The following is a 19,011-nucleotide window of genomic DNA, read 5'->3' as shown; positions in this document are numbered from 1 at the left end:
AGCCTAACCTAACTCTGTGAGGACCGCCAGCCTGTGGCGACCCGGCCGCCGGGGCGGCGGCACGTCACCGCGCCGGACTCAGGCGGACGTGCTGGCTTCGTCGGCCTCCGGCACGATCATCGGCGCGCCCGTCACCGGGTCCGGCACCACCCGGGCGTGCAGCCCGAAGGCGGTCTCGAGCACCTCTGGGGTCAGGACCTCGTCGGGGGTCCCGTCCGCGACGACCCCGCCGTCGTGCAGGACGACGAGTCGGTCCGAGTACCGCGCGGCGAGCGTCAGGTCGTGCAGCACCATCACGACGGTCGACCCCTGCTCGCGGTTCAACCGCCGCACGAGGCGGAGCACGTCGAGCTGGTGCGCCAGGTCCAGGTACGTCGTCGGCTCGTCGAGCAGCAGGGTCTCCGCCTGCTGCGCCACCACGAGCGCGATCCAGGCGCGCTGCCGCTGGCCACCCGACAGGCTCGCGACGTCGCGGTGCGCGACCTCGGTCAATCCGGTCGCCGCGATGGCCTGCTCGGCGACGTCGGCGTCGTCCGCCGTCCACGGCTTCGCCCAGCTCTGGTGCGGGTTCCGACCGCGCATCACCAGGTCGAGCACACTCGTGCCCGCGGGAGCCACCGGCGTCTGCGGCAGGATCGCGAGCCGCCGGGCCACGGCGCGGTTCGGTTCCTTGCGGATCGGGGAGCCGTCCAGCAGCACCTCGCCGGACTGCGGCTTCAGCACGCGGCCGAACGCCTTGAGGAGGGTCGACTTGCCGCAGCCGTTCGCCCCGAGGAAGGTCGTCACCGTGCCGCGCTCGATCCGCAGGTCCAGGTCGCGGAGGACCGGGTCGCGGTCGTAGCCGACCGACAGGCCACGGGCCTCCAGGACGGGAGGCACGGTGCCGGTCGCGTCGAGGCCACCGGCCCGGTGGTTGCGGGCCGTGCTCGTGCTCGCGGTCGTGGTGGTCATCGGGACATCTCCTTGCGGTGGCGGACGAGGAGCCAGATCAGGTACGGGGCGCCGACGACGGTGGTCACGATGCCGACGGGCACCTGCCAGGGGAAGACGGAACGGGCGAGCAGGTCGGCGCCGAGGACGAGCACCGACCCCAGTGCTCCGGCGAGCAGCAGCGGTGGGCGGTTCGTGCCGGCCAGGCGCAGGGCGACCTGGGGGACGACGAACGCGACGAAGCCGATCGGTCCGGCGGCGGCGACGGCGGCGGCGGTGAGGACGACCGCGAGCGCCAGGACGAGCAGTCGGTGCCGCTGCACGCCGAGCCCGACGCCGGTCGCGACCTCGTCGCCGAGCTGCCCGATGCCGAGCGCGGCGCTGGTGGCGAGGGCGATCGGGACGCAGACCGCGGCGACGAGCAGGAGCGGCCACACGGTCGTCCACGAGGTGCTCGACAGGCTGCCGACGAGCCACTGCGACGCCGCGGTGGCGACGGTGATCTTGGCGCGGACGAGCAGGTAGCTCGTCACGGCGTCGAGCGTGGCGCTCACCCCGATGCCGACGAGCACGAGCCGGTAGCTCTGCACCCCACCACGCCACCCGAGGCCGTACACGGCGGCCGCGGCGACGAGTGCCCCGATGGTCGCCGCGACCGGGATCCCGCCGCTCAGGACGACCGAGGACACGGAGTAGGTGCCACCGCCGAGCACGATCGCGGCGACCGCGCCGACGCTCGCGCCGGAGGTCACGCCGATGATGTCCGGCGTGCCGAGGGGGTTCCTGGTGACGGTCTGCGTCAGCGCGCCGGCGGTCCCGAGCACCAGGCCGACCAACGCGCCGGTGAGGACGCGGGGGAGCCGGAGGGTCGTGACGATGAAGCCGTCGGGGCCGTCGTCGGCGCCGAGCAGCGCGCGGACGACGGTGCCGGGGGCGATGAACGTGCTGCCGACCGCGACGCCGAGCACGACGAGGACGAGGGCGACCGCGATCGCGCCGACCGTCCAGCCGAGCACCCGCGGGCGCCATGCGAGGCCGAGCGGTCCGATCCGGACACCGCGGCGGCCGGCGGGCGCACGGCCCGTGCCCGGCGTGCCCGTGGCCGGCGTGCCCGGGCCCGCGCTCTCACCGGCGTCCGGCCGGTCGGCGCCGCGCCGCGTGCCGGTCGCGGCGCTCACAGCGACACCAGCGATCGACGTCGGGCGACGGCGACGAACACCGGACCGCCGAGCACCGCCAGCACGATGCCGACCTCGACCTCGGAGAACCCGCCGACCAGTCGTCCCACCACGTCGGCGACGAGCACGAGCGCAGCCCCGACGAGTGCCGAGACGGGCAGCGTCCAGCGGTGGCCGGTGCCGACCAGGGCCCGGGCGACGTGCGGCACCGTCAGGCCGACGAAGCCGATCGGCCCGGCTGCCGCGGTCGCACCGGCGGCGAGGAGCGTGATGCCGCCGAGCCCGACGAGCCGGGCGGCGAGCACGTTCTCGCCGAGGCCCTTCGCCAGCTCCGCCCCGAGCCCGAGGGCGTCGAGCGCGCGGGTGTTCCAGACCGCGAGCACGGCGCCGACGAGCAGGAACGGCGCCGCGGCCGCGAGCACGTCGAGCTGCCGGGCGGCGAGCGACCCGACGACCCAGAGCCGGTAGGCGTCGAGGGACTCCTGGTCGGTCAGCACGATGAACGAGGTGACGGCCCCGAGCAGGGCGGACACGGCGGCGCCGGCCAGGGCGAGGGGTACCGGGCTCGCGGTCCCGCTGCCGGCGACGGTCACCGAGAACACGACGACGCTCGCCACGACGGCCCCGACCAGGGCGAACCAGACCGTGGAGCCGGTGCTCGTGACGCCGAAGACGTAGACGCCGAGCACGACCGCGAGCCCGGCGCCCGACGAGACCCCGAACAGTCCGGGATCGGCGAGCGGGTTGCGGGTGTGGCCCTGCATGAGGAGTCCGGCGATGCCGAGCGCTGCCCCGACCGCGGCACCGATGAGGGTCCGCGGGATGCGCGACCCCCACACGACGGCCTCCGCGGTGCTCGACCCGGAGCGCGTCAGCCCCGCGATCACCTGGTCGACGCCGAGCCGGTTGCTCCCGAGGAGCATGCTCGCGACCGCGGCGACGGCGAGCACGACGACCAGGACCACGACCACGAGCAGCCGACGGCGGACGGCACGACGGTGCACGCTGTCGGCACGCGGTGGGCCGTCGGTCCGGGCAGCCCGATCGGGCGTCAGGACGGTTTCGGGGGATGGCACGCGGACCAGCTTAGGGTAGCCTTCCCTTCATGGCGAAGATCCCGCGGCTCATGCCCGAGGCACCCCGGCTCTTCCGTGCGCAGGTGCTCCGCTCCGTCCGGCACACCCCGTCGGTGCAGCGGGTGACCGTCGTGGGGGACGACCTGCACGAGTTCCCGTTCGCCGGGTACGACCACTGGTTCCGCCTGTTCCTGCAGCTCCCGCACCAGTCCACCTTCACGCTGCCCGAGATCGACGGCACCCGCTGGTACCCCCAGTACCTCGCCATCCCGCAGGACGAGCGCCCGCACCTGGCGAACTACACGGTCGCCGCCTTCCGGCACCTGCCCGACGGCACGGCCGAGATGGACGTCGACTTCATCGTCCACACCGACGACGACGGCGCGCTCGAGGGCGGCGCGGCGATCTGGGCCTGCTCCGCGCGTCCGGGGGACCAGCTCGCGGTGCTCGACCAGGGCCGCATCTTCGACTGCCCGGACGACGTGAGCGAGGTCGTCGTCGCGGCCGAGGAGACCGGGCTGCCCGCCGTCGTCGGCATCGCGGCCTCGCTGCCCCGTGACACCGTCGGCCGCATCATCCAGGAGGTCCCCACCGCCGCCGACGTCCGCGTGCTCGACGCCCCCGTCGGTGTCGAGGTCACCTGGATCGTCCGCGAGCACGTCGACCCGCACGAGGTCCCCGGGCGGGCGGCGCTCGCCGAGCTCGAGCGGCACGTGCCGTGCGACGACCGGGTGTACGCCTTCGTCGTGGGGGAGTCGAGACTCGCGACCGCCGGCCGTCGGCACCTGCACCGAGCCGGGGTGCCGAAGTCGCGGATCACGTTCTCCGGCTTCTGGAAGCACGAGGCGCGGCAGGCCGTCCCCGTCTGAGCCCGGCCGGGTAGCGTGCGGGCATGAGCGTCCGACTGAGCGAACTCGTGCTGAACTGCCGCGACCCCGAGGCGCTGTCGCGCTTCTGGTGCGCGGTGCTGGACTACGTCGAACTCGGCAAGGACGACGACGGCGTCGAGATCGGACCGGCGTCGGGGTTCGGCGGTGCGACCCCGACGATCATCCTCAACCGGGTCGACCACGCACCGACCCAGACCCTGCGGCTGCACCTCGACCTGTCGCCGGTCGACCAGGACCAGGACACCGAGCTCGAACGGCTGCTCGCCCTGGGCGCGCGTCCCGCCGACGTCGGGCAGACCGGCGAGGAGTCCTGGCACGTGCTCCAGGACCCCGAGGGCAACGAGTTCTGCCTGCTGCGGACCCGGCTCGACCCGCTCTGACCTGCGCCCCGCGACGCCCGTTCCTTCCCAGAGCGGGTGCGATGCCTGGTGGTTCCGGGCATCCCTCGTCGATCAGACACACCAGGTACGCCCGATTCGACGAGGTACGCCCGGTTCGACCAGGCAGGCGAGACGGACGGGAGGCACGGTGCCAGCTGGCACCGTGCCTCCCGTCCGTCGATGCGGGGCGTCTAGCCCTTGAGGCCCGAGCCCGTCACGCCCTCCACGATCTGCCGCTGGAAGACCAGGTAGAGGATGATCAGCGGCAGCGCCGCCAGGATCGCACCGGCCTGGATGTCGGCGTAGCGCTGCCCGAAGCTGCCCTGCACCGTGGCGAGCCCGACCGGGATCGTCATGAGGTCCGGGTTCGACAGCACGAACAGCGGCAGGAGCAGGTTGTTCCAGACACCGACGAAGGTCAGGATCGTCACCGCGGCGATCACCGGACGCGACAGCGGCAGGATCACCGACCAGTAGATCTTCCACATGCCCGCACCGTCGATGCGCGCGGCCTCCTCCAGCTCCTTCGGGATGCCGTCGAAGAACTGCTTGAAGATGAACACCGCGATGACGGCCGGCACCTGCGGGAAGATCACCGACCAGTAGGTGTTGAGCAGGCCGACGGCGTTGAGCTCCTGGAAGATCGGGATGATCAGGACCTGCGTCGGGATCATGATGCCCAGGATGATGAGCAGGAACGCGACGTTCCGGCCGCGGAACACCAGGCGTGACAGCGCGAAGGCGGCCATCGAGGCGAACAGCACGGTCAGGGCGGCGGTCACGAGGCTCGTGATGCCGCTCGCCAGGTACCAGTTCCAGATGTCGCCGGCCTGGAACAGCGACGCGTAGGAGTGCAGCGTCGGGTTCCAGTTCGACAGGATCGCGTTCGCGCCCAGGGCGGCGACGCCGTTGTCGGACAGCGAGGTCTTCAGCGCGAACAGGCTCGGGATGAGCCAGATGACCGCGAACACCGTCAGGATGATCGCGGCCGCGATGTTGAAGCCCTTGCCGGAGACGCCGATCTTCGCAGCGTTGGCCGGGGCTGCGGCCGAGACGCCGGAGCGCAGCTTCCGCGGACGCGACGTGGTGATGCTCTCGGTGGCGGTCATGTCAGGCCCCGATCTCTCGCTTGGCGGCAGCACGCTCGACGAGCTGCCGGATGACCGCGATCGCGACGATCACGATGAACAGGAGCACCGACGCGGCGGACGCGGCGCCGAGGCGGTTGTCGGTGAAGCCGACGCCGGTGATGAGCTGCAGCGAGACCTGGGTCGAGATGCCCGGACCGCCGTTCGTCATCAGGTAGACCTGGTCGAAGATCTTCAGGCTCGCGATGATCTGCAGCAGGATGACGAGCGTCGTCGTGCGGCCGAGCAGCGGGAGCGTGATCGACTTGATCTGCTGCCAGTTCGACGCGCCGTCGACGGCCGCGGCCTCGTAGAGCTCGCGGGGGATCTCCTGCAGACCGGCCAGGTAGAGCACGAAGTTGAAGCCGAGGGTCCACCAGACCGTGGCGATCGCCACACCGATCATCGCGGTGTTCGGGCTGGACAGCATCCCGGACCCGGGCGTCATGCCGAGTGCGGTCTGCAGGCTCGCCCAGAGGCCGGTCGCCGGCGTGAAGATGAACACCCAGATGAGCGAGATCGTCGCCGACGGCAGGATGAACGGCAGGAAGAACGCCAGGCGGAAGAACCACTGGCCGCGGTTCATCCGGTTCGTCAGCACGGCGAACACGAACGCCAGGACCACGAGCGGCGGGGTCGTGTACAGCGTGAACTGCAGCGTGTGCCAGAGCGACGACCAGAAGTCGCTGCGCCCGAGCATCTCGGCGTAGTTGGCGAACCCGGCGAAGCTGCCGAGCCCGGTGCGCACCGTCGAGGTGTTGAAGAAGCTCGTGACGATCATCCAGACCGTCGGGCCGAGCAGGAAGGCCGCGTAGAACAGCCCGAACGGGGCGAGGAAGAGCCAGCCGGAGCGGCCCTGCCCTCGGTTCGTCGAGTTCACGCGGGGCCGCGCACGACGGGTGACGGTCGCGGCGTCCGTGGGGCGGGTGAGAACTGGTGCAGCGGTCACGTCATCGTGCCTTTCGCGCGGTGTCCACGGGGACGAGGAGGATCACGTGCCCGGTCACAGCGGGCTCGGGGTGTTGAGGTAGGTCGCGAGCTGGCCCTTGATCGCCGAGAGCGCCTGGGCGGGGGAGCTGCTGCCCTGCTGGACGAGGGCGAGCTGCGCGCCGACGAGGCCCTCGAAGGTCGAGCCCGAGCCGCCGTACCAGGCAGCGTCGTCGAAGACCGCGGTCTCGGCGGCCGACGCGTAGTTCGACTGCGGGGTGAGGTCCTTGTACTGCTGGCTGTCGAACGTCGGCATGTACGCCGGCACGTGCCCGCCCTCGGCCCAGGTCAGGCTCTGCTCGAGCATCTGCTTGATGAAGAGCATGTGCGCCTTGCGCTGCTCGGGCGTCCGGTCCTTCTTCGGCAGGATGAACGTGTGCGAGTCCGCCTGGGTCGCGGGCTTGTCGAAGAGCTGCGGGATCGGCACCATGCCGAACTTGAGTCCCTTGATCGACTGGGCGGTGCTGATCTCCCACTCGCCCTGCATGAAGAACCCGGCCTTGCCGTCGAACATCAGCGACTGCGCCGTGGCGTAGTCGAGCGCCTTGTTCAGCCAGCCGTTCTGCACCCACTTCTGGGTCATCTCGGTGACCTTGCCGTAGGCGTCCTCGTTGACCGTGAGCTTCGCGCCGCCGTCGCTGATGAACGGGGTCGCGCCCTCGATCTGGTTGTACATCGTCCAGAAGAACCGCCACGGGGTCGCGGTCTCGGGGACGACGTTCGCCACGTTGAGCGCCGTGCCGCCGGTGACCTTCGCGACGGCGGCCATCGCGGCCTCGAAGTTCTCGAGGCCGTTCAGGTCCTTGAGCTTGCCGTCGGCGTCGATCAGGCCCGCCTTCTGGCACACGTCGACGTTGTAGAAGAGCACGAAGGGGTGTGTGTCGAGCGGGATGCAGATGTTCTTGCCGTCGGTCTTCTGCGCGGTCCAGGCCTTCTGGTTGAAGTCGCTGGCGCTCAGGCCGACGCTCGCCAGGTCGTCCTCGGTGATCGGGTCGAGCAGGTCGCCGTCCCACAGCGGCTTCGCGCGGGTGAGGTGGGCGATGGCGACGTCCGGCGGCTTGTTCCCGACGGTGGCCAGTGTCACCTTCGAGTAGTACGGGTTGCCCCACGCGAAGGTGGTGGCCTGCAGCGCGGACGAGCCGCCGTGCTGCTTCGCGTACCCGTCCTCCATCGTCTGCATGCGGACGCCGTCGCCGCCACCGAACAGGTTCCAGAAGACGAGCGTCTCCGGGTTGAGCGGGGCACCGGCGATGCCGGCGGCGATCGGGCTCGAGCAGGCTGCGAGCGGCAGGACCGCTGCACCTGCGGCGGCACCGGCGAGCAGCGTCCGCCGGGTGAAGGCACCGCCGCGGGTCTGCGAGGTGGGTACGACTGGTCGGATCGGCATGGCATCACTCCATCGGGACGGGCCGAGCGGAGCGGTCGTTGCTCCGTGAGCGCTCACATTAGCGGCCGACCGGGGTCGCCGCCACCCCTTCCGTGAACGTCACGACACCGGTGTGCCACCGCTTCCCCAACGGGCCGGAACCCGCTAGCGTTCTCATGACGTGAGCGCTCACTTTCGTGACGGGCCGCGCACGTCACCGCACGAACCCCCAGCAGATCGAAGGAGATCCATGCCCCGCACACACCTCGTCCTCGACGCCGCGTTCACCGTGGGGCCGGTGCGCCGTCGCCTGTTCGGTGGGTTCGTGGAGCACCTCGGGCGCCACGTCTACGACGGCATCCACGAGCCCGCTCACGAGACCGCCGACGAGCACGGCTTCCGCAAGGACGTCATCGACCTCGTCAAGGAGCTGAACGTCTCCGCGATCCGCTACCCCGGCGGCAACTTCGTCTCCGGCTACAAGTGGGAGGACGGCGTCGGCCCCGTCGAGCAGCGACCCCGCCGCCTCGACCTCGCCTGGCACTCCACCGAGACGAACGAGGTCGGCCTGCACGAGTTCCAGCACTGGCTCGACGCGGTCGACTCGGAGCTCATGCTCGCCGTGAACCTCGGCACCCGCGGCACGCAGGAGGCCATCGAGCTCCTCGAGTACGCGAACATCGACGCCGGCACCGCGCTCAGCGAGTACCGCCGCTCGAACGGCCGCCAGGAGCCGTTCGCGATCAAGATGTGGTGCCTCGGCAACGAGATGGACGGCCCGTGGCAGCTCGGTCACAAGAACGCCGAGGACTACGGCAAGCTCGCCGCGATGACCGCGAAGGCCATGCGGCAGATCCAGCCCGACCTCGAGCTCGTCGCCTGCGGTTCGTCCGGTGCCTCGATGCCGACGTTCGGCGAGTGGGAGCGCACCGTCCTCGAGCACACCTACGACGACGTCGACTACATCTCGGCGCACGCCTACTACGAGGAGGACGACGACATGACCTCGTTCCTCGCCTCGGGTGTGAACATGGACCACTTCATCGACACGGTCACGACCGCCGCCGACCACGTCAAGGCGCACAAGAAGTCGGACAAGCGGATCGACATCTCGTTCGACGAGTGGAACGTGTGGTCGATCAAGCGCTGGGAGGCGCAGGCGAAGACCTTCACGCTCGACGAGTGGCCGGTCGCCCCGCGTCTGCTCGAGGACGTCTACACGGTCGCGGACGCGGTCGTCGTCGGTGGTCTGCTCATCTCGCTGCTCCGCCACGCCGACCGCGTGGCGTCGGCGAGCCTCGCCCAGCTCGTCAACGTGATCGGCCCGATCATGACCGAGCCGGGTGGACCGGCCTGGCGCCAGACGACCTTCTTCCCGTTCTCGGTCACCTCGCGGCTCGCCAACGGCACGTCGCTGCAGGTCAAGGCCTCCGGTGACACGGTCGACGGCGGCAAGTACGGCGAGGTCCCGGTGGTCGACTCCGCCGCCACCGTCGAGGACGGGAAGGCAGCGGTGTTCCTGGTGAACCGCCACCAGACCGAGAGCACCACGGTGACGATCGACCTGGCGGGCATCGGCGTCGAGGGCGACGTCCGCGCCGAGGGCATCTGGGACGACGACGTGCACGCCGTCAACGACCTGGAGGGCCGCGAGCGCGTCGGGCTCCGCACGAACGAGACCGTCCGTCGCGAGGGCGACACGATCACGATCGAGCTGCCCCCGGTCTCCTGGACCGCGGTGTCGATCGGCTGAGCCGCCGCCGACCACGGTCGGCGCACGAACGCCTCGGCGAGCGCTCCGGTGAGCGTCGAGTGAGCACGGAGGGCACCGGCCCGCGCGAGCGGACCGGTGCCCTTCGCTCGTGTCCGGGTCGTGACGGCGTGGCCGGTCGTGTCGGACGGGAGGCGCGGTGCGGTCCGGCCACGGGCCTCCCGACCCGGGACACGCGGACGGGAGGCGCGGTGCGGTCCGGCCACGGGCCTCCCGTCCGCCGGTCGGTCAGTCCGCGGACGGCCGCATGTCGTAGGTGACCCACGGGGTCGCCGCGGCGACCCGGTCGTAGACCGCCCGCGCGGTCGCGTTGTCCGCGGCGGTGATCCACCGGACGACGCTCGCGCCCTGGGCGGCGGCGATGGCGGCGACCTCGTGCAGCAGGGCGGTCGCGACACCGCGTCCCCGGGCGGGAGGAGCCGTGAACAGGTCGTCGAGGTACAGGCCGGTCGTCGCCGACGACGGGCGGGCGAACCGGCGGACGTCCGCCAGCCCGAGGAGGTGCCCGTCGGCGTCCTCGGCGACGAGCCCGCTCAGCCCGTGCGCGCCCGTCGACACCCACTCCCAGGTGGTGCGGACGGCCTCGGGGTCCTCGGGCAGACGGTAGAAGGCGCGGTACCCGGCGTACAGGTCCTGCCAGGCGTCCGCGTCCGTCGGACGGACCGGACGCACGCGCACGACCGCAGTCCGTGCACGGTCCTTGACGTCGGCGATCACGGCGGTCTTCGCGTCGGCGTAGGCGTTCGTGTCGTCCCACGACTGCTCCATGAGCGCCCGCTTGGTGTCCTCGTACCGCTGCCGGTCGGTGTCGTCGCGGCGGAGCTGGTCGCGGAGCAGCAGGTAGTCGTCGAGCTCGGGGGCACCGTGCTCGTAGACGTGCACGTGTGTGTCCCGCTCGGGCGTCCGGACGAGTCGGTGACCGGGTTCGCGCACCCGGAGCTCGTACCCGGCGTCGAGCAGCGGGGCGAGGTACGCGGCCTCGTCGGTGACGTCCGCCACGGCGACCGCGACGTCGACGATCGGCTTCGCAGCGAGTCCCGGCACGGACGTCGACCCGATGTGCTCGATCGTGACGTGCTGGCCGTCCAGGGCGCGGGCGATCCGTGCGCGGTGCTCCTCGTACCGGCCCGCCCAGGCGGGGTCGTGCTCGTGGAGCCCGACGGTGAGCGGCTCGGGGCCGCCGACGACGTCCACCTCGGTGACGTCGGGCTGCGCGTGCGCACCCGTGCGGATCCAGTGGTGGAGCAGGGTGTGCCCGTCCGGGTCGACGACGCTGCGCTCGTAGCGGCCGCCGGCGTGCTCGATGACCCGGCGGGACGCGGGGTTCGTCGCGTCGCACGTCAGCATGACCTCGGGCAGGCCGCGCTCGGCTGCCGTGCGGACGACCTCGGCGAGGGCCGCGGACGCCAGTCCCCGCCCCCGGGCGGAGGGCCGGACGCCGTACCCGACGTGCCCGCCGTACGAGCGGAGGAAGTCGTTCAGCTCGTGCCGGAGGGCGATGCTGCCGAGGTACTCGTCGCCCTCGACGATCCAGCGGTAGGTGCACGTGACGTGTCCGGGGCTGGCGGGGACGGTCTCCTCGGCGAGGAGCTGCTCGACCCAGCGATCGAAGCCGGCACGGTCCTGCAGTTCCGCGACGTCGCGGATCCCGGCTCCGTCCTGGTGGGCGCCGTCCCACTCCTGCAGGGCGCGGCGGAAGGACGGGAAGTACTCGGGGGAGGGGGCGACGAGTTCCATCCCGAGATCCTAGGGGTGCTCAGGTCAGGCCCCCTCACGTCAGCGGTACCGGTAGAACCCCTCACCCGACTCGACGCCGAACTTGCCCTGGTCGAGGTACTCGGACTGCAGGTACGCAGCCCACGCCTGCGCGCCCGGCTCGGGGGAGGCGCTCGCGACCGCGTGCGCGGTGCGGAGCCCGATGACGTCGTACATGCGGAACGGCCCGACCGGGCTGCCGGTCCCGATCTGCCACGTGGTGTCGATCGTGGCGGGGTCGGCGACCCCGCGGAGCACCAGGCCCGCGGCGGCGTCGAGGAGCGGCACGAGCAGGGAGTTGAGCACGTAGCCCGGCTGCTCCTTGTGCAGGCGGATCGGGACCATGCCGATCTCCTCGGCGAAGGTCGCGACGCGCTCGAACACCTCGGGGACGGTCTGCTCGGTCCCCATCACCTCGGCGGTGTTCTGCCGCCAGACGTGGTTCGCGAAGTGCAGGGCGAGGAAGCGGTCCGGGCGCCCGGTCGCGTCGGCGATCGCACTCGGCAGCAGGGTCGACGAGTTGGTCGCGAAGACCGTGTGCTCCGGCGCGACCTCGGCGAGGCGTGCGTACACGTCGCGCTTCAGGTCGAGTCGCTCGGGCACCGCCTCGACGACCAGGTCCGCCTCGGCGACGGCGTTCGCGAGGTCGGTGTCGAAGGTGATCCGCGCGACGGCCGCGTCGGCGTCCGGGCGGGCGTCCTGCCCGACGTCGCCGAGGTACTGCTCGACGATGCCGGTGAGCCGCTCACGACCGGCGGCGACCGCGTCCTCGCTGATGTCGTACACGACGACAGGGACGCCGTGTCGAGCGGTCTGGAGGGCGATCTGGGTGCCGAGGACGCCGGCGCCGAGCACGGTCACTGCGCTGAAGGTGGTCATGCGGTCAGTCTGCTCCTGCGTCACGGGAGCGCACGGGTGACCGCCTGATCCGCCGGGAGCGCTCAGGCCCGCGGCGGGGGTGCGGTGCTCGCCCGCTCGACCAGGCGCACCGGCACGAGGTCGGTCGACGTCCGGACCGGGGTGCCCTCGATCTGCGCGAGCAGCGTCGCGACCGCACGGCGCCCGACCTCGTCGAAGGACTGGTGCACGGTGGTGAGCGGCGGCCAGAACGACTCCGACTCGGGGAAGTCGTCGAACCCCACGACGCTGAGGCTCCCCGGCACGTCGCGACCGGCCTCGTGCGCCGCCCGGAGCACCCCGAGCGCGGTCTGGTCGTTCACCGCGAAGACGGCGGTGATGTCGGGGCGTGCTGCGATCTCCCGGCCCGCACGGTGCCCGTCGGCCGTCGACCACCCGGCGGGGAGGACCGGCGGGACCCGACGACCGGCGAGCTCCAGCGTCTCCCGCCACGCGTCGAGACGGCGTTCGGCGGAGTACGAGGCCGAGGGGCCTGCGACGTGCCAGACGGTCTCGTGGCCGAGGTCGAGCAGGTGCTGCGTGGCGAGCCGTGCACCCTCGGCCTGGTCGATGTCGATCGAGGGGCGGTCGGTCGTGCCCGCGGAGTCGACGACCACGAGCGGGACACCGCTCGGCAGCACGACCTCGGCGGTGTCGATGATGTGCGACTCGATGACGATCACGACGCCGTCGACCGCCTGCTCGTGCAGCCGCGAGAGGGCGGTGCGGACGCCCTCGCCGGTGCGCGACGCCATCGGCAGGAGGGTGATGGTGAAGTCCGCGGCCGCCGCTGCTGCCGAGATCGCCTCGAGCGTGCGCATGTTGCCGAACGACGCGAGCGTGAACATGATCACGCCGATGGTCCGGAAGCGCCCGGACCGCAGTGCGCGGGCTGCACGGTTCGGCCGGTAGCCCAGGTCGTCCATGGCGCGCTGGACCCGGTCGCGGGTGTCCGGACTGACGTTGTCGAACCCGCGTGCGACGCGCGACACGGTCTGCATCGAGACGCCGGCGGCATCGGCCACCGCGGCCATCGACGGCGCACGACGCGGTGCGGTCAGATCGGTCGACAACGTGTTCCCTCCGTTCGACTTCCCCGAACGCTAGTGCATGTTGACGTTGCCATGCTACGGTGACGTCGTTCGATGTTGACGTCAACATCGACGTCCTCCGGAACGGTGCCAGCGCAGGCAGGGCACGTCCCGAACGCACCGGAAGGTGCGCGGTCCGGAACCCGAACGCAGCAGACAAGGGAGTCACATGAGCACGCTCGCAGCGCGCCCGGCCGAGGCGGCACCGCCGGCACGGCCGACCGCTCGCCGCCCGAAGGTCCGGGGGCGGTACACCGGCTGGCTGTTCGTCGGCCCCTTCGTCGTCGTCCTCGTGGCGATGCTCATCGTGCCGATCGGCTACGCGCTCTGGCTCAGCCTGTTCCGCGACCAGCTCATCGGCGGCAACCAGTTCGTCTGGTTCGCCAACTACGTGCAGCTGTTCCAGGACGCCCAGTTCTGGGAGGGCCTCGGCCGCGTCGCGCTGTTCCTCGTCGTGCAGGTGCCGATCATGCTCGGCCTCGCCCTCGTCGCCGCCCTCGCGCTCGACAGCGCACGGCTCTGGGGCACCGGGTTCTTCCGCATCGCGGTGTTCCTGCCGTACGCGGTCCCCGGCGTCGTCGCAGCCCTCATCTGGGGCTTCATCTACGGCAACCAGTTCGGCCTCACCGGCGCCGCCAACAGCGCGCTCGGCATCGACCTGCTGCAGCCGTTCAGCCCGACCTGGGTCCTCACGTCGATCGGCAACGTGGTCACGTGGGAGTTCCTCGGCTACAACATGCTGATCTTCTACGCAGCGCTCCGCGTCGTCCCCGGCGAGCTGTACGAGGCCGCCGAGCTCGACGGCGCCGGACCGCTGCGCACCGTCTTCTCGATCAAGCTGCCCGCCCTGCGCGGCCCGATGGTCATCGCGACGATCTTCTCGATCATCGGCAGCTTCCAGCTCTTCAACGAGCCGAACCTGCTGAAGACCCTCGCTCCGAACGTCATCGGCAGCGCCTTCACCCCGAACATGTACGCCTACTCGCTGTCCTTCAGCGGCCAGCAGTTCAACTACTCCGCCACCGTCGCCATCGTCATGGGTGTCATCACCGCCGTGATCGCCTACGTCGTCCAGGTCCGCGGAACCCGCCAGGAGAACCGATGAGCACCCTGCAGCACCCCGCGACCGGACCCGCCGGTGGGACCGGCCCGGCCACGGTCACCGAGGCGACCACCACCCAGCGTGACCCGCGCGACCGCGGGACCCGCGCCTCCCGGTCGCGCCGCGCCGGCAAGCCGGTCGACGGACGCAAGGTGAAGCGCTCCGGTCTCCTCACCGCCGTGATGGTCGTCTTCGTCGTCTACTCGTTCGCGCCGCTGTTCTACCTGCTGGTGAACAGCACGAAGACCCAGGCGTCGCTGCTGTCGACCTTCGGCCTGTGGTTCGGCGGCGACTTCAACCTGTGGCAGAACATCGTCGACACGCTCACCTACAACGACGGCATCTTCATGCAGTGGCTCGGCAACACGCTGCTGTACGTGGTCGTCGGTGCCGGTGGCGCGACCCTGCTCGCCACGGTCGCCGGCTACGGCATGGCGAAGTTCCAGTTCCCCGGCCGTCGTGCGGTCTTCGCCGTCGTCCTCGGTGCGATCGCCGTCCCCGGTACCGCGCTCGCCGTCCCGACCTTCCTGCTCTTCTCGCAGTTCGGCCTGACGAACACCCCGTGGGCGATCATCCTGCCGTCGCTGATCAGCCCGTTCGGCATGTACCTCATCTGGACCTACGCGATCGACGCGATCCCGACCGAGCTCATCGAGGCCGCCCGCATGGACGGCGCCGGAGAGTTCCGCATCTTCTTCACCATCGCGCTGAAGCTCCTCACCCCCGGCGTCGTCACCGTCCTGCTCTTCGCGGTCGTCGCCACCTGGAACAACTACTTCCTGCCGCTCATCATGCTGAGCGACCCGAAGTGGTACCCGCTCACGGTCGGCCTCAACCAGTGGAACGCGCAGGCCACCGGCTCCGGCGCGCAGCCGATCTACAACCTCGTCGTCACCGGATCGCTCCTCACGATCATCCCGATCGTGGTCGCGTTCCTCTTCCTCCAGCGCTTCTGGCAGTCCGGCCTCGCGGCCGGGTCCGTCAAGGCCTGACCCACCGGACGCCTGGCACGCCGGCAGCCCGCCACGCGCCCGGCGACCGGACACAGCAGCACCACCCCAGCCCCAGATCACGAAGAAGTGGAAGGCAACCCATGAACAAGCGTCTCCGGCGCGGGCTCAGCGCCCTCGCCATCGGCGTCACCGCCGCGATCGCCATGACCGCCTGCGCGTCCGGCAGCTCCGCCGGCGGCTCGGCGGACGACATCGACAAGGCCCTGAAGGACGGCGGCACGCTGACCTACTGGTCCTGGACCCCCTCGGCCAAGGACCAGATCGCCGCGTTCGAGAAGCAGTACCCGAAGGTGAAGGTCAAGCTGGTCAACGCCGGCACCGGCGCCGACCAGTACACGAAGCTGCAGAACACGATCAAGGCCGGCTCGGGTGCGCCCGACGTCGCCCAGGTCGAGTACTACGCGCTGCCGCAGTTCGCCCTGTCCGATTCGCTCGTCGACCTGTCGTCGTACGGCTTCGACGACCTCGAGAGCAAGTTCTCGAAGGGCACCTGGAGCAACGTCGCGATGGACGGCAAGGTCTACGGCCTGCCGCAGGACTCCGGCCCCATGGCGCTGTTCTACAACAAGAAGGTCTTCGACGAGTACGGCATCACGGTGCCGACCACGTGGGACGAGTACGTCGCCGCGGCGAAGAAGCTGCACGAGGCGGACCCGTCGAAGTACATCGCCGCGGACTCCGGCGACGCCGGCTTCACCACGAGCATGATCGCCCAGGCCGGCGGCACCCCGTTCACGACCGACGGCGACAAGATCACCATCGACCTGCACGACGCCGGCACGCAGAAGTGGGCGAAGACCTGGGACCAGCTCGTCGAGCAGGGCCTGCTGTCGAAGACCACCGGCTGGACCGACGACTGGTACAAGCAGCTCGGCAACGGCGAGATCGCCACGATGGTGACCGGTGCCTGGATGCCCGGCAACCTGATGGCCAGCGTGCCGGACGCCAAGGGTGACTGGCGCGTCGCGCCGATGCCGACCTACGACGGCGGCAAGGCCCAGACGGCCAGCAACGGCGGCAGCTCGCAGGTCGTCATGAAGCAGTCGAAGAACCCGGCCCTCGCTGCCGGCTTCCTGAAGTGGCTGAACTCGTCGGAGGAGTCCACGAAGGTCTTCATGCAGTCCGGCGGCTTCCCGTCGACCACCGCCGACCTCGACTCGAGCTCGTTCCTGAACGAGAAGCCGGAGTACTTCGGCGGCCAGGACATCAACAAGGTCCTCGTCGACGCCTCGAAGACCTCGGCGAACGACTTCACCTACCTGCCGTACCAGGTGTACGCGAACAGCGTCTACGCCGACACCGTCGGGCAGTCCTACCAGAACGGCACCTCGCTCGAGGGCGGCCTGGAGGCCTGGCAGAAGGCACTCGTGAAGTACGGCAAGGACCAGGGCTTCACGGTCGAGAGCAAGTAACACCCGCGTTCCCCACACCCCGGGGCCGTGCGGACACCACGTCCGCACGGCCCCGTCGTACGAGAGAGACACACCATGCGCTTCGCCATCGGCGACACCGACTTCCTGCTCGACGGCGAGCCGCACCGGGTCCTGTCCGGCGCGATCCACTACTTCCGCGTCCACCCGGACCTCTGGCAGGACCGGATCCGCAAGGCGAAGCTGATGGGCCTCAACACCATCGAGACCTACGTCGCCTGGAACGCCCACGCGCCGCAGCCCGGGACCTTCAGCTTCGAGGGCGGGCTCGACCTCGGCCGCTTCCTCGACCTGGTCGCCGAGGAGGGCATGCACGCCATCGTCCGCCCCGGTCCCTACATCTGCGCCGAGTGGTCGAACGGCGGCCTGCCCTACTGGCTCTTCGCCGACGGCACCGTCGGGGTCCGGCGGAACGAGCCCGGCTTCCTGGCCGCCGTGCGCGACTACCTCGAGCAGCTCGCGCCGGTCCTCGTGCCGCGGCAGGTCGACCAGGGCGGGCCGATCGTGCTCGTGCAGGTCGAGAACGAGTACGGCGCGTACGGCTCCGACGCGTCGTACCTGCGTGCGCTCGAGCAGATGCACCGCGACATCGGCCTGACGGTGCCCTTCACGAGCGTCGACCAGCCGATGGGCACCATGCTCGAGGACGGGTCGCTGCCGTCGCTGCACAAGACCGGCTCGTTCGGGTCCCGCTCCACGGAGCGGCTCGAGCGACTCCGTCAGGCGCAGCCGACCGGACCCCTGATGTGCTCCGAGTTCTGGGACGGCTGGTTCGACAGCTGGGGCGAGCACCACCACACCACGCCCGCCTCGGCCTCGGCGTCGGACCTCGACGACCTGCTGGCGGCCGGCGGCTCGGTGAACATCTACATGTTCCACGGCGGCACGAACTTCGGCTTCACGAACGGCGCGAACGACAAGGGCGTGTACCGGCCGATCGCGACGTCGTACGACTACGACGCGCCCCTCGACGAGGCCGGCCGGCCCACGACGAAGTTCCATGCCTTCCGGGAGGTCATCGCGCGCTACGCCCCCGTCCCGGCGCTCCCGGCGTCGATGCAGCCGGGTGGGTCGGGTGTGCTGTCCGCGTCGAGTGCATCCGCCGCGTCGAGTGCATCCGCCGCGTCGAGTGCGTCCGCCGCGTCGGTCGCCGGCCTGGAGGCGCGCCCCGCGCCCGCCGCGGACGTCGCGGTCCGCCTCGACCGGGTCGCGTCGCTCCGGTCCCTGCTGCCCGCGCTCACGCAGTGGTCGGCGCACGACGAGCCGCCGACCTTCGACGCCCTCGGCGCAGCCAGCGGCTTCGTGCTGTACCGGACCGAGGTGGACCTGCCGGACGGTGGCGTCCTGACCGTCGGCACCGAGGTCCGCGACCGTGCGGTCGTCTCGGTGGACGGCGTGGTCGTCGGCGTCCTGGAGCGCGAGCACCACGACCGGGCGATCGCGCTCCCGCCGGTCACCGGCACGCTGGAGCTCCTCGTCGAGGACCAGGGGCGCGTCGACTACGGCCCCCGGATCGGCGAGCCGAAGGGCCTGATCGGGGTCGTCGCCGTCGACGGTGTCCCGCTCGCCCGGTGGTCGGCGTCGCCGCTCGCGCTCGGCCCGATCGCGCCGGCAGCGGTCGACCAGCTCGCCGCACTGCCCTCCACCGACGGCGACGTGCTGGCTGGTCCCGTGCTCGCAGCCGGATCGTTCGACCTGACGTCCACGGAGGACCGCTACCTGTCGCTCGACGGCTTCCGCAAGGGTGTCGCCTGGGTGAACGGGTTCTGCCTCGGGCGGTACTGGTCGCGGGGGCCGCAGCGGACGCTGGCCGTGCCGGGGCCGGTGCTCCGTGCCGGCCGGAACGAGGTCGTCGTGTTCGAGCTGCACGCCAGCGCGTCGCGGACGGTGTGCATGCTCCTCGAGCCCGACCTGGGCCACACCGAGGCCTGACGCGGGCGCGTCTTCCGGCGCCGGGCACCGGGCACTTCCGGGCGTACCTGGTGAGAACGGGCGTACCTGGTCGGACGGATCGACCA

At 71.0% G+C, this 19,011-nt stretch carries 16 protein-coding genes; 7 read left to right on the top strand and 9 right to left on the bottom strand.

Going from position 1 to position 19,011, the window contains the following annotated elements; all coding sequences use genetic code 11:
• Positions 1–78: 78 nt before the first annotated feature.
• Genes ABIC52_RS13085 through ABIC52_RS13075 form a run of 3 tightly spaced genes read right to left on the bottom strand, consistent with a single transcriptional unit; the run spans position 79 to position 3,184 of the window.
• Complete coding sequence (locus ABIC52_RS13085) at positions 79–951, bottom strand: ABC transporter ATP-binding protein (RefSeq protein WP_354027532.1); 873 nt, start codon at positions 949–951, stop codon at positions 79–81.
• Positions 948–2,108 (bottom strand): FecCD family ABC transporter permease, encoded by a 1,161-nt coding sequence (locus tag ABIC52_RS13080; RefSeq protein ID WP_354027531.1) that lies wholly within the window; start codon positions 2,106–2,108, stop codon positions 948–950. Before ABIC52_RS13080 ends, ABIC52_RS13085 begins: the two co-directional genes overlap by 4 nt.
• Positions 2,105–3,184 carry a FecCD family ABC transporter permease gene (locus ABIC52_RS13075; RefSeq protein ID WP_354027530.1) on the bottom strand — a complete coding sequence of 360 codons (1,080 nt, stop codon included), beginning with the start codon at positions 3,182–3,184 and terminating at the stop codon, positions 2,105–2,107. The genes ABIC52_RS13080 and ABIC52_RS13075 overlap by 4 nt, the downstream gene beginning before the upstream one ends.
• Before the next feature lie 29 nt (positions 3,185–3,213).
• On the opposite strand from ABIC52_RS13075, the gene ABIC52_RS13070 reads away from it, so the two are divergent.
• Together ABIC52_RS13070 and ABIC52_RS13065 are read left to right on the top strand one after the other, a co-directional pair.
• Entirely contained in the window at positions 3,214–4,053 is an 840-nt protein-coding gene (locus ABIC52_RS13070) for a siderophore-interacting protein (protein ID WP_209679010.1), read from the top strand.
• A gap of 23 nt (positions 4,054–4,076) precedes the next feature.
• On the top strand, positions 4,077–4,454 hold the full coding sequence (locus tag ABIC52_RS13065; protein WP_209823918.1) for a VOC family protein: 378 nt from the start codon (positions 4,077–4,079) through the stop codon (positions 4,452–4,454).
• Positions 4,455–4,645: 191 nt separating this feature from the next.
• Here ABIC52_RS13065 and ABIC52_RS13060 read toward each other — a convergent pair whose 3' ends face one another.
• Genes ABIC52_RS13060 through ABIC52_RS13050 form a run of 3 tightly spaced genes read right to left on the bottom strand, consistent with a single transcriptional unit; the run spans position 4,646 to position 7,955 of the window.
• A complete protein-coding gene (locus tag ABIC52_RS13060) occupies positions 4,646–5,563 on the bottom strand; it encodes a carbohydrate ABC transporter permease (RefSeq protein WP_126891484.1) in 918 nt (305 codons plus the stop codon).
• 1 nt (position 5,564) lies between these two features.
• Positions 5,565–6,530, bottom strand: a complete 966-nt coding sequence (locus ABIC52_RS13055; RefSeq protein WP_126891483.1) for a carbohydrate ABC transporter permease — start codon at positions 6,528–6,530, stop codon at positions 5,565–5,567.
• A gap of 54 nt (positions 6,531–6,584) precedes the next feature.
• On the bottom strand, positions 6,585–7,955 hold the full coding sequence (locus ABIC52_RS13050; protein WP_354027529.1) for an extracellular solute-binding protein: 1,371 nt from the start codon (positions 7,953–7,955) through the stop codon (positions 6,585–6,587).
• Between the two features lie 229 nt (positions 7,956–8,184).
• Between ABIC52_RS13050 and arfA the strand changes: the two genes are divergently transcribed.
• A complete protein-coding gene (gene arfA, locus ABIC52_RS13045; protein WP_209823916.1) occupies positions 8,185–9,687 on the top strand; it encodes an arabinosylfuranosidase ArfA in 1,503 nt (500 codons plus the stop codon).
• Between the two features lie 246 nt (positions 9,688–9,933).
• On the opposite strand, the gene ABIC52_RS13040 is transcribed toward arfA, so the two are convergent.
• The 3 genes from ABIC52_RS13040 to ABIC52_RS13030 all read right to left on the bottom strand — a co-directional run bounded on the left by ABIC52_RS13040 (position 9,934) and on the right by ABIC52_RS13030 (position 13,391).
• Positions 9,934–11,442 carry a GNAT family N-acetyltransferase gene (locus tag ABIC52_RS13040; protein WP_354027528.1) on the bottom strand — a complete coding sequence of 503 codons (1,509 nt, stop codon included), beginning with the start codon at positions 11,440–11,442 and terminating at the stop codon, positions 9,934–9,936.
• Positions 11,443–11,481: 39 nt separating this feature from the next.
• On the bottom strand, positions 11,482–12,339 hold the full coding sequence (locus ABIC52_RS13035; RefSeq protein ID WP_354027527.1) for a 3-hydroxyacyl-CoA dehydrogenase: 858 nt from the start codon (positions 12,337–12,339) through the stop codon (positions 11,482–11,484).
• Positions 12,340–12,401: 62 nt separating this feature from the next.
• Positions 12,402–13,391: a LacI family DNA-binding transcriptional regulator gene (locus tag ABIC52_RS13030; RefSeq protein ID WP_126891489.1), complete on the bottom strand. Its 990-nt coding sequence runs from the start codon at positions 13,389–13,391 to the stop codon at positions 12,402–12,404.
• Positions 13,392–13,617: 226 nt separating this feature from the next.
• Between ABIC52_RS13030 and ABIC52_RS13025 the strand changes: the two genes are divergently transcribed.
• From ABIC52_RS13025 to ABIC52_RS13010, 4 genes are all read left to right on the top strand, one after another.
• Positions 13,618–14,553: a carbohydrate ABC transporter permease gene (locus ABIC52_RS13025; RefSeq protein WP_066655681.1), complete on the top strand. Its 936-nt coding sequence runs from the start codon at positions 13,618–13,620 to the stop codon at positions 14,551–14,553.
• The gene (locus ABIC52_RS13020) at positions 14,550–15,542 is read left to right on the top strand and encodes a carbohydrate ABC transporter permease (RefSeq protein WP_126891479.1); all 993 of its coding nucleotides are present in this window, start codon (positions 14,550–14,552) and stop codon (positions 15,540–15,542) included. The genes ABIC52_RS13025 and ABIC52_RS13020 overlap by 4 nt, the downstream gene beginning before the upstream one ends.
• Positions 15,543–15,643: 101 nt before the next feature.
• Complete coding sequence (locus tag ABIC52_RS13015) at positions 15,644–16,975, top strand: ABC transporter substrate-binding protein (protein WP_126891478.1); 1,332 nt, start codon at positions 15,644–15,646, stop codon at positions 16,973–16,975.
• Between the two features lie 75 nt (positions 16,976–17,050).
• Entirely contained in the window at positions 17,051–18,925 is a 1,875-nt protein-coding gene (locus ABIC52_RS13010; protein ID WP_354027526.1) for a glycoside hydrolase family 35 protein, read from the top strand.
• Positions 18,926–19,011: the final 86 nt, after the last annotated feature.

Source organism: Curtobacterium oceanosedimentum (genome assembly GCF_040545555.1).
GTDB lineage: Bacteria > Actinomycetota > Actinomycetes > Actinomycetales > Microbacteriaceae > Curtobacterium.
Note: the sequence above shows the minus strand (reverse complement) of the source record. Positions and strands in the feature narration are given on the sequence as shown.

Excerpts from the sequence above, each read along its gene's own strand:
- ABIC52_RS13085 (WP_354027532.1), bottom strand. The coding sequence starts at position 951 with ATGACCACCACGACCGCGAGCACGAGCACGGCCCGCAACCACCGGGCC.
- ABIC52_RS13070 (WP_209679010.1), top strand. The coding sequence starts at position 3,214 with ATGGCGAAGATCCCGCGGCTCATGCCCGAGGCACCCCGGCTCTTCCGT.
- ABIC52_RS13065 (WP_209823918.1), top strand. The coding sequence starts at position 4,077 with ATGAGCGTCCGACTGAGCGAACTCGTGCTGAACTGCCGCGACCCCGAG.
- ABIC52_RS13060 (WP_126891484.1), bottom strand. The coding sequence starts at position 5,563 with ATGACCGCCACCGAGAGCATCACCACGTCGCGTCCGCGGAAGCTGCGC.
- ABIC52_RS13050 (WP_354027529.1), bottom strand. The coding sequence starts at position 7,955 with ATGCCGATCCGACCAGTCGTACCCACCTCGCAGACCCGCGGCGGTGCC.
- arfA (WP_209823916.1), top strand. The coding sequence starts at position 8,185 with ATGCCCCGCACACACCTCGTCCTCGACGCCGCGTTCACCGTGGGGCCG.
- ABIC52_RS13040 (WP_354027528.1), bottom strand. The coding sequence starts at position 11,442 with ATGGAACTCGTCGCCCCCTCCCCCGAGTACTTCCCGTCCTTCCGCCGC.
- ABIC52_RS13035 (WP_354027527.1), bottom strand. The coding sequence starts at position 12,339 with ATGACCACCTTCAGCGCAGTGACCGTGCTCGGCGCCGGCGTCCTCGGC.
- ABIC52_RS13030 (WP_126891489.1), bottom strand. The coding sequence starts at position 13,391 with ATGGCCGCGGTGGCCGATGCCGCCGGCGTCTCGATGCAGACCGTGTCG.
- ABIC52_RS13025 (WP_066655681.1), top strand. The coding sequence starts at position 13,618 with ATGAGCACGCTCGCAGCGCGCCCGGCCGAGGCGGCACCGCCGGCACGG.
- ABIC52_RS13020 (WP_126891479.1), top strand. The coding sequence starts at position 14,550 with ATGAGCACCCTGCAGCACCCCGCGACCGGACCCGCCGGTGGGACCGGC.
- ABIC52_RS13015 (WP_126891478.1), top strand. The coding sequence starts at position 15,644 with ATGAACAAGCGTCTCCGGCGCGGGCTCAGCGCCCTCGCCATCGGCGTC.
- ABIC52_RS13010 (WP_354027526.1), top strand. The coding sequence starts at position 17,051 with ATGCGCTTCGCCATCGGCGACACCGACTTCCTGCTCGACGGCGAGCCG.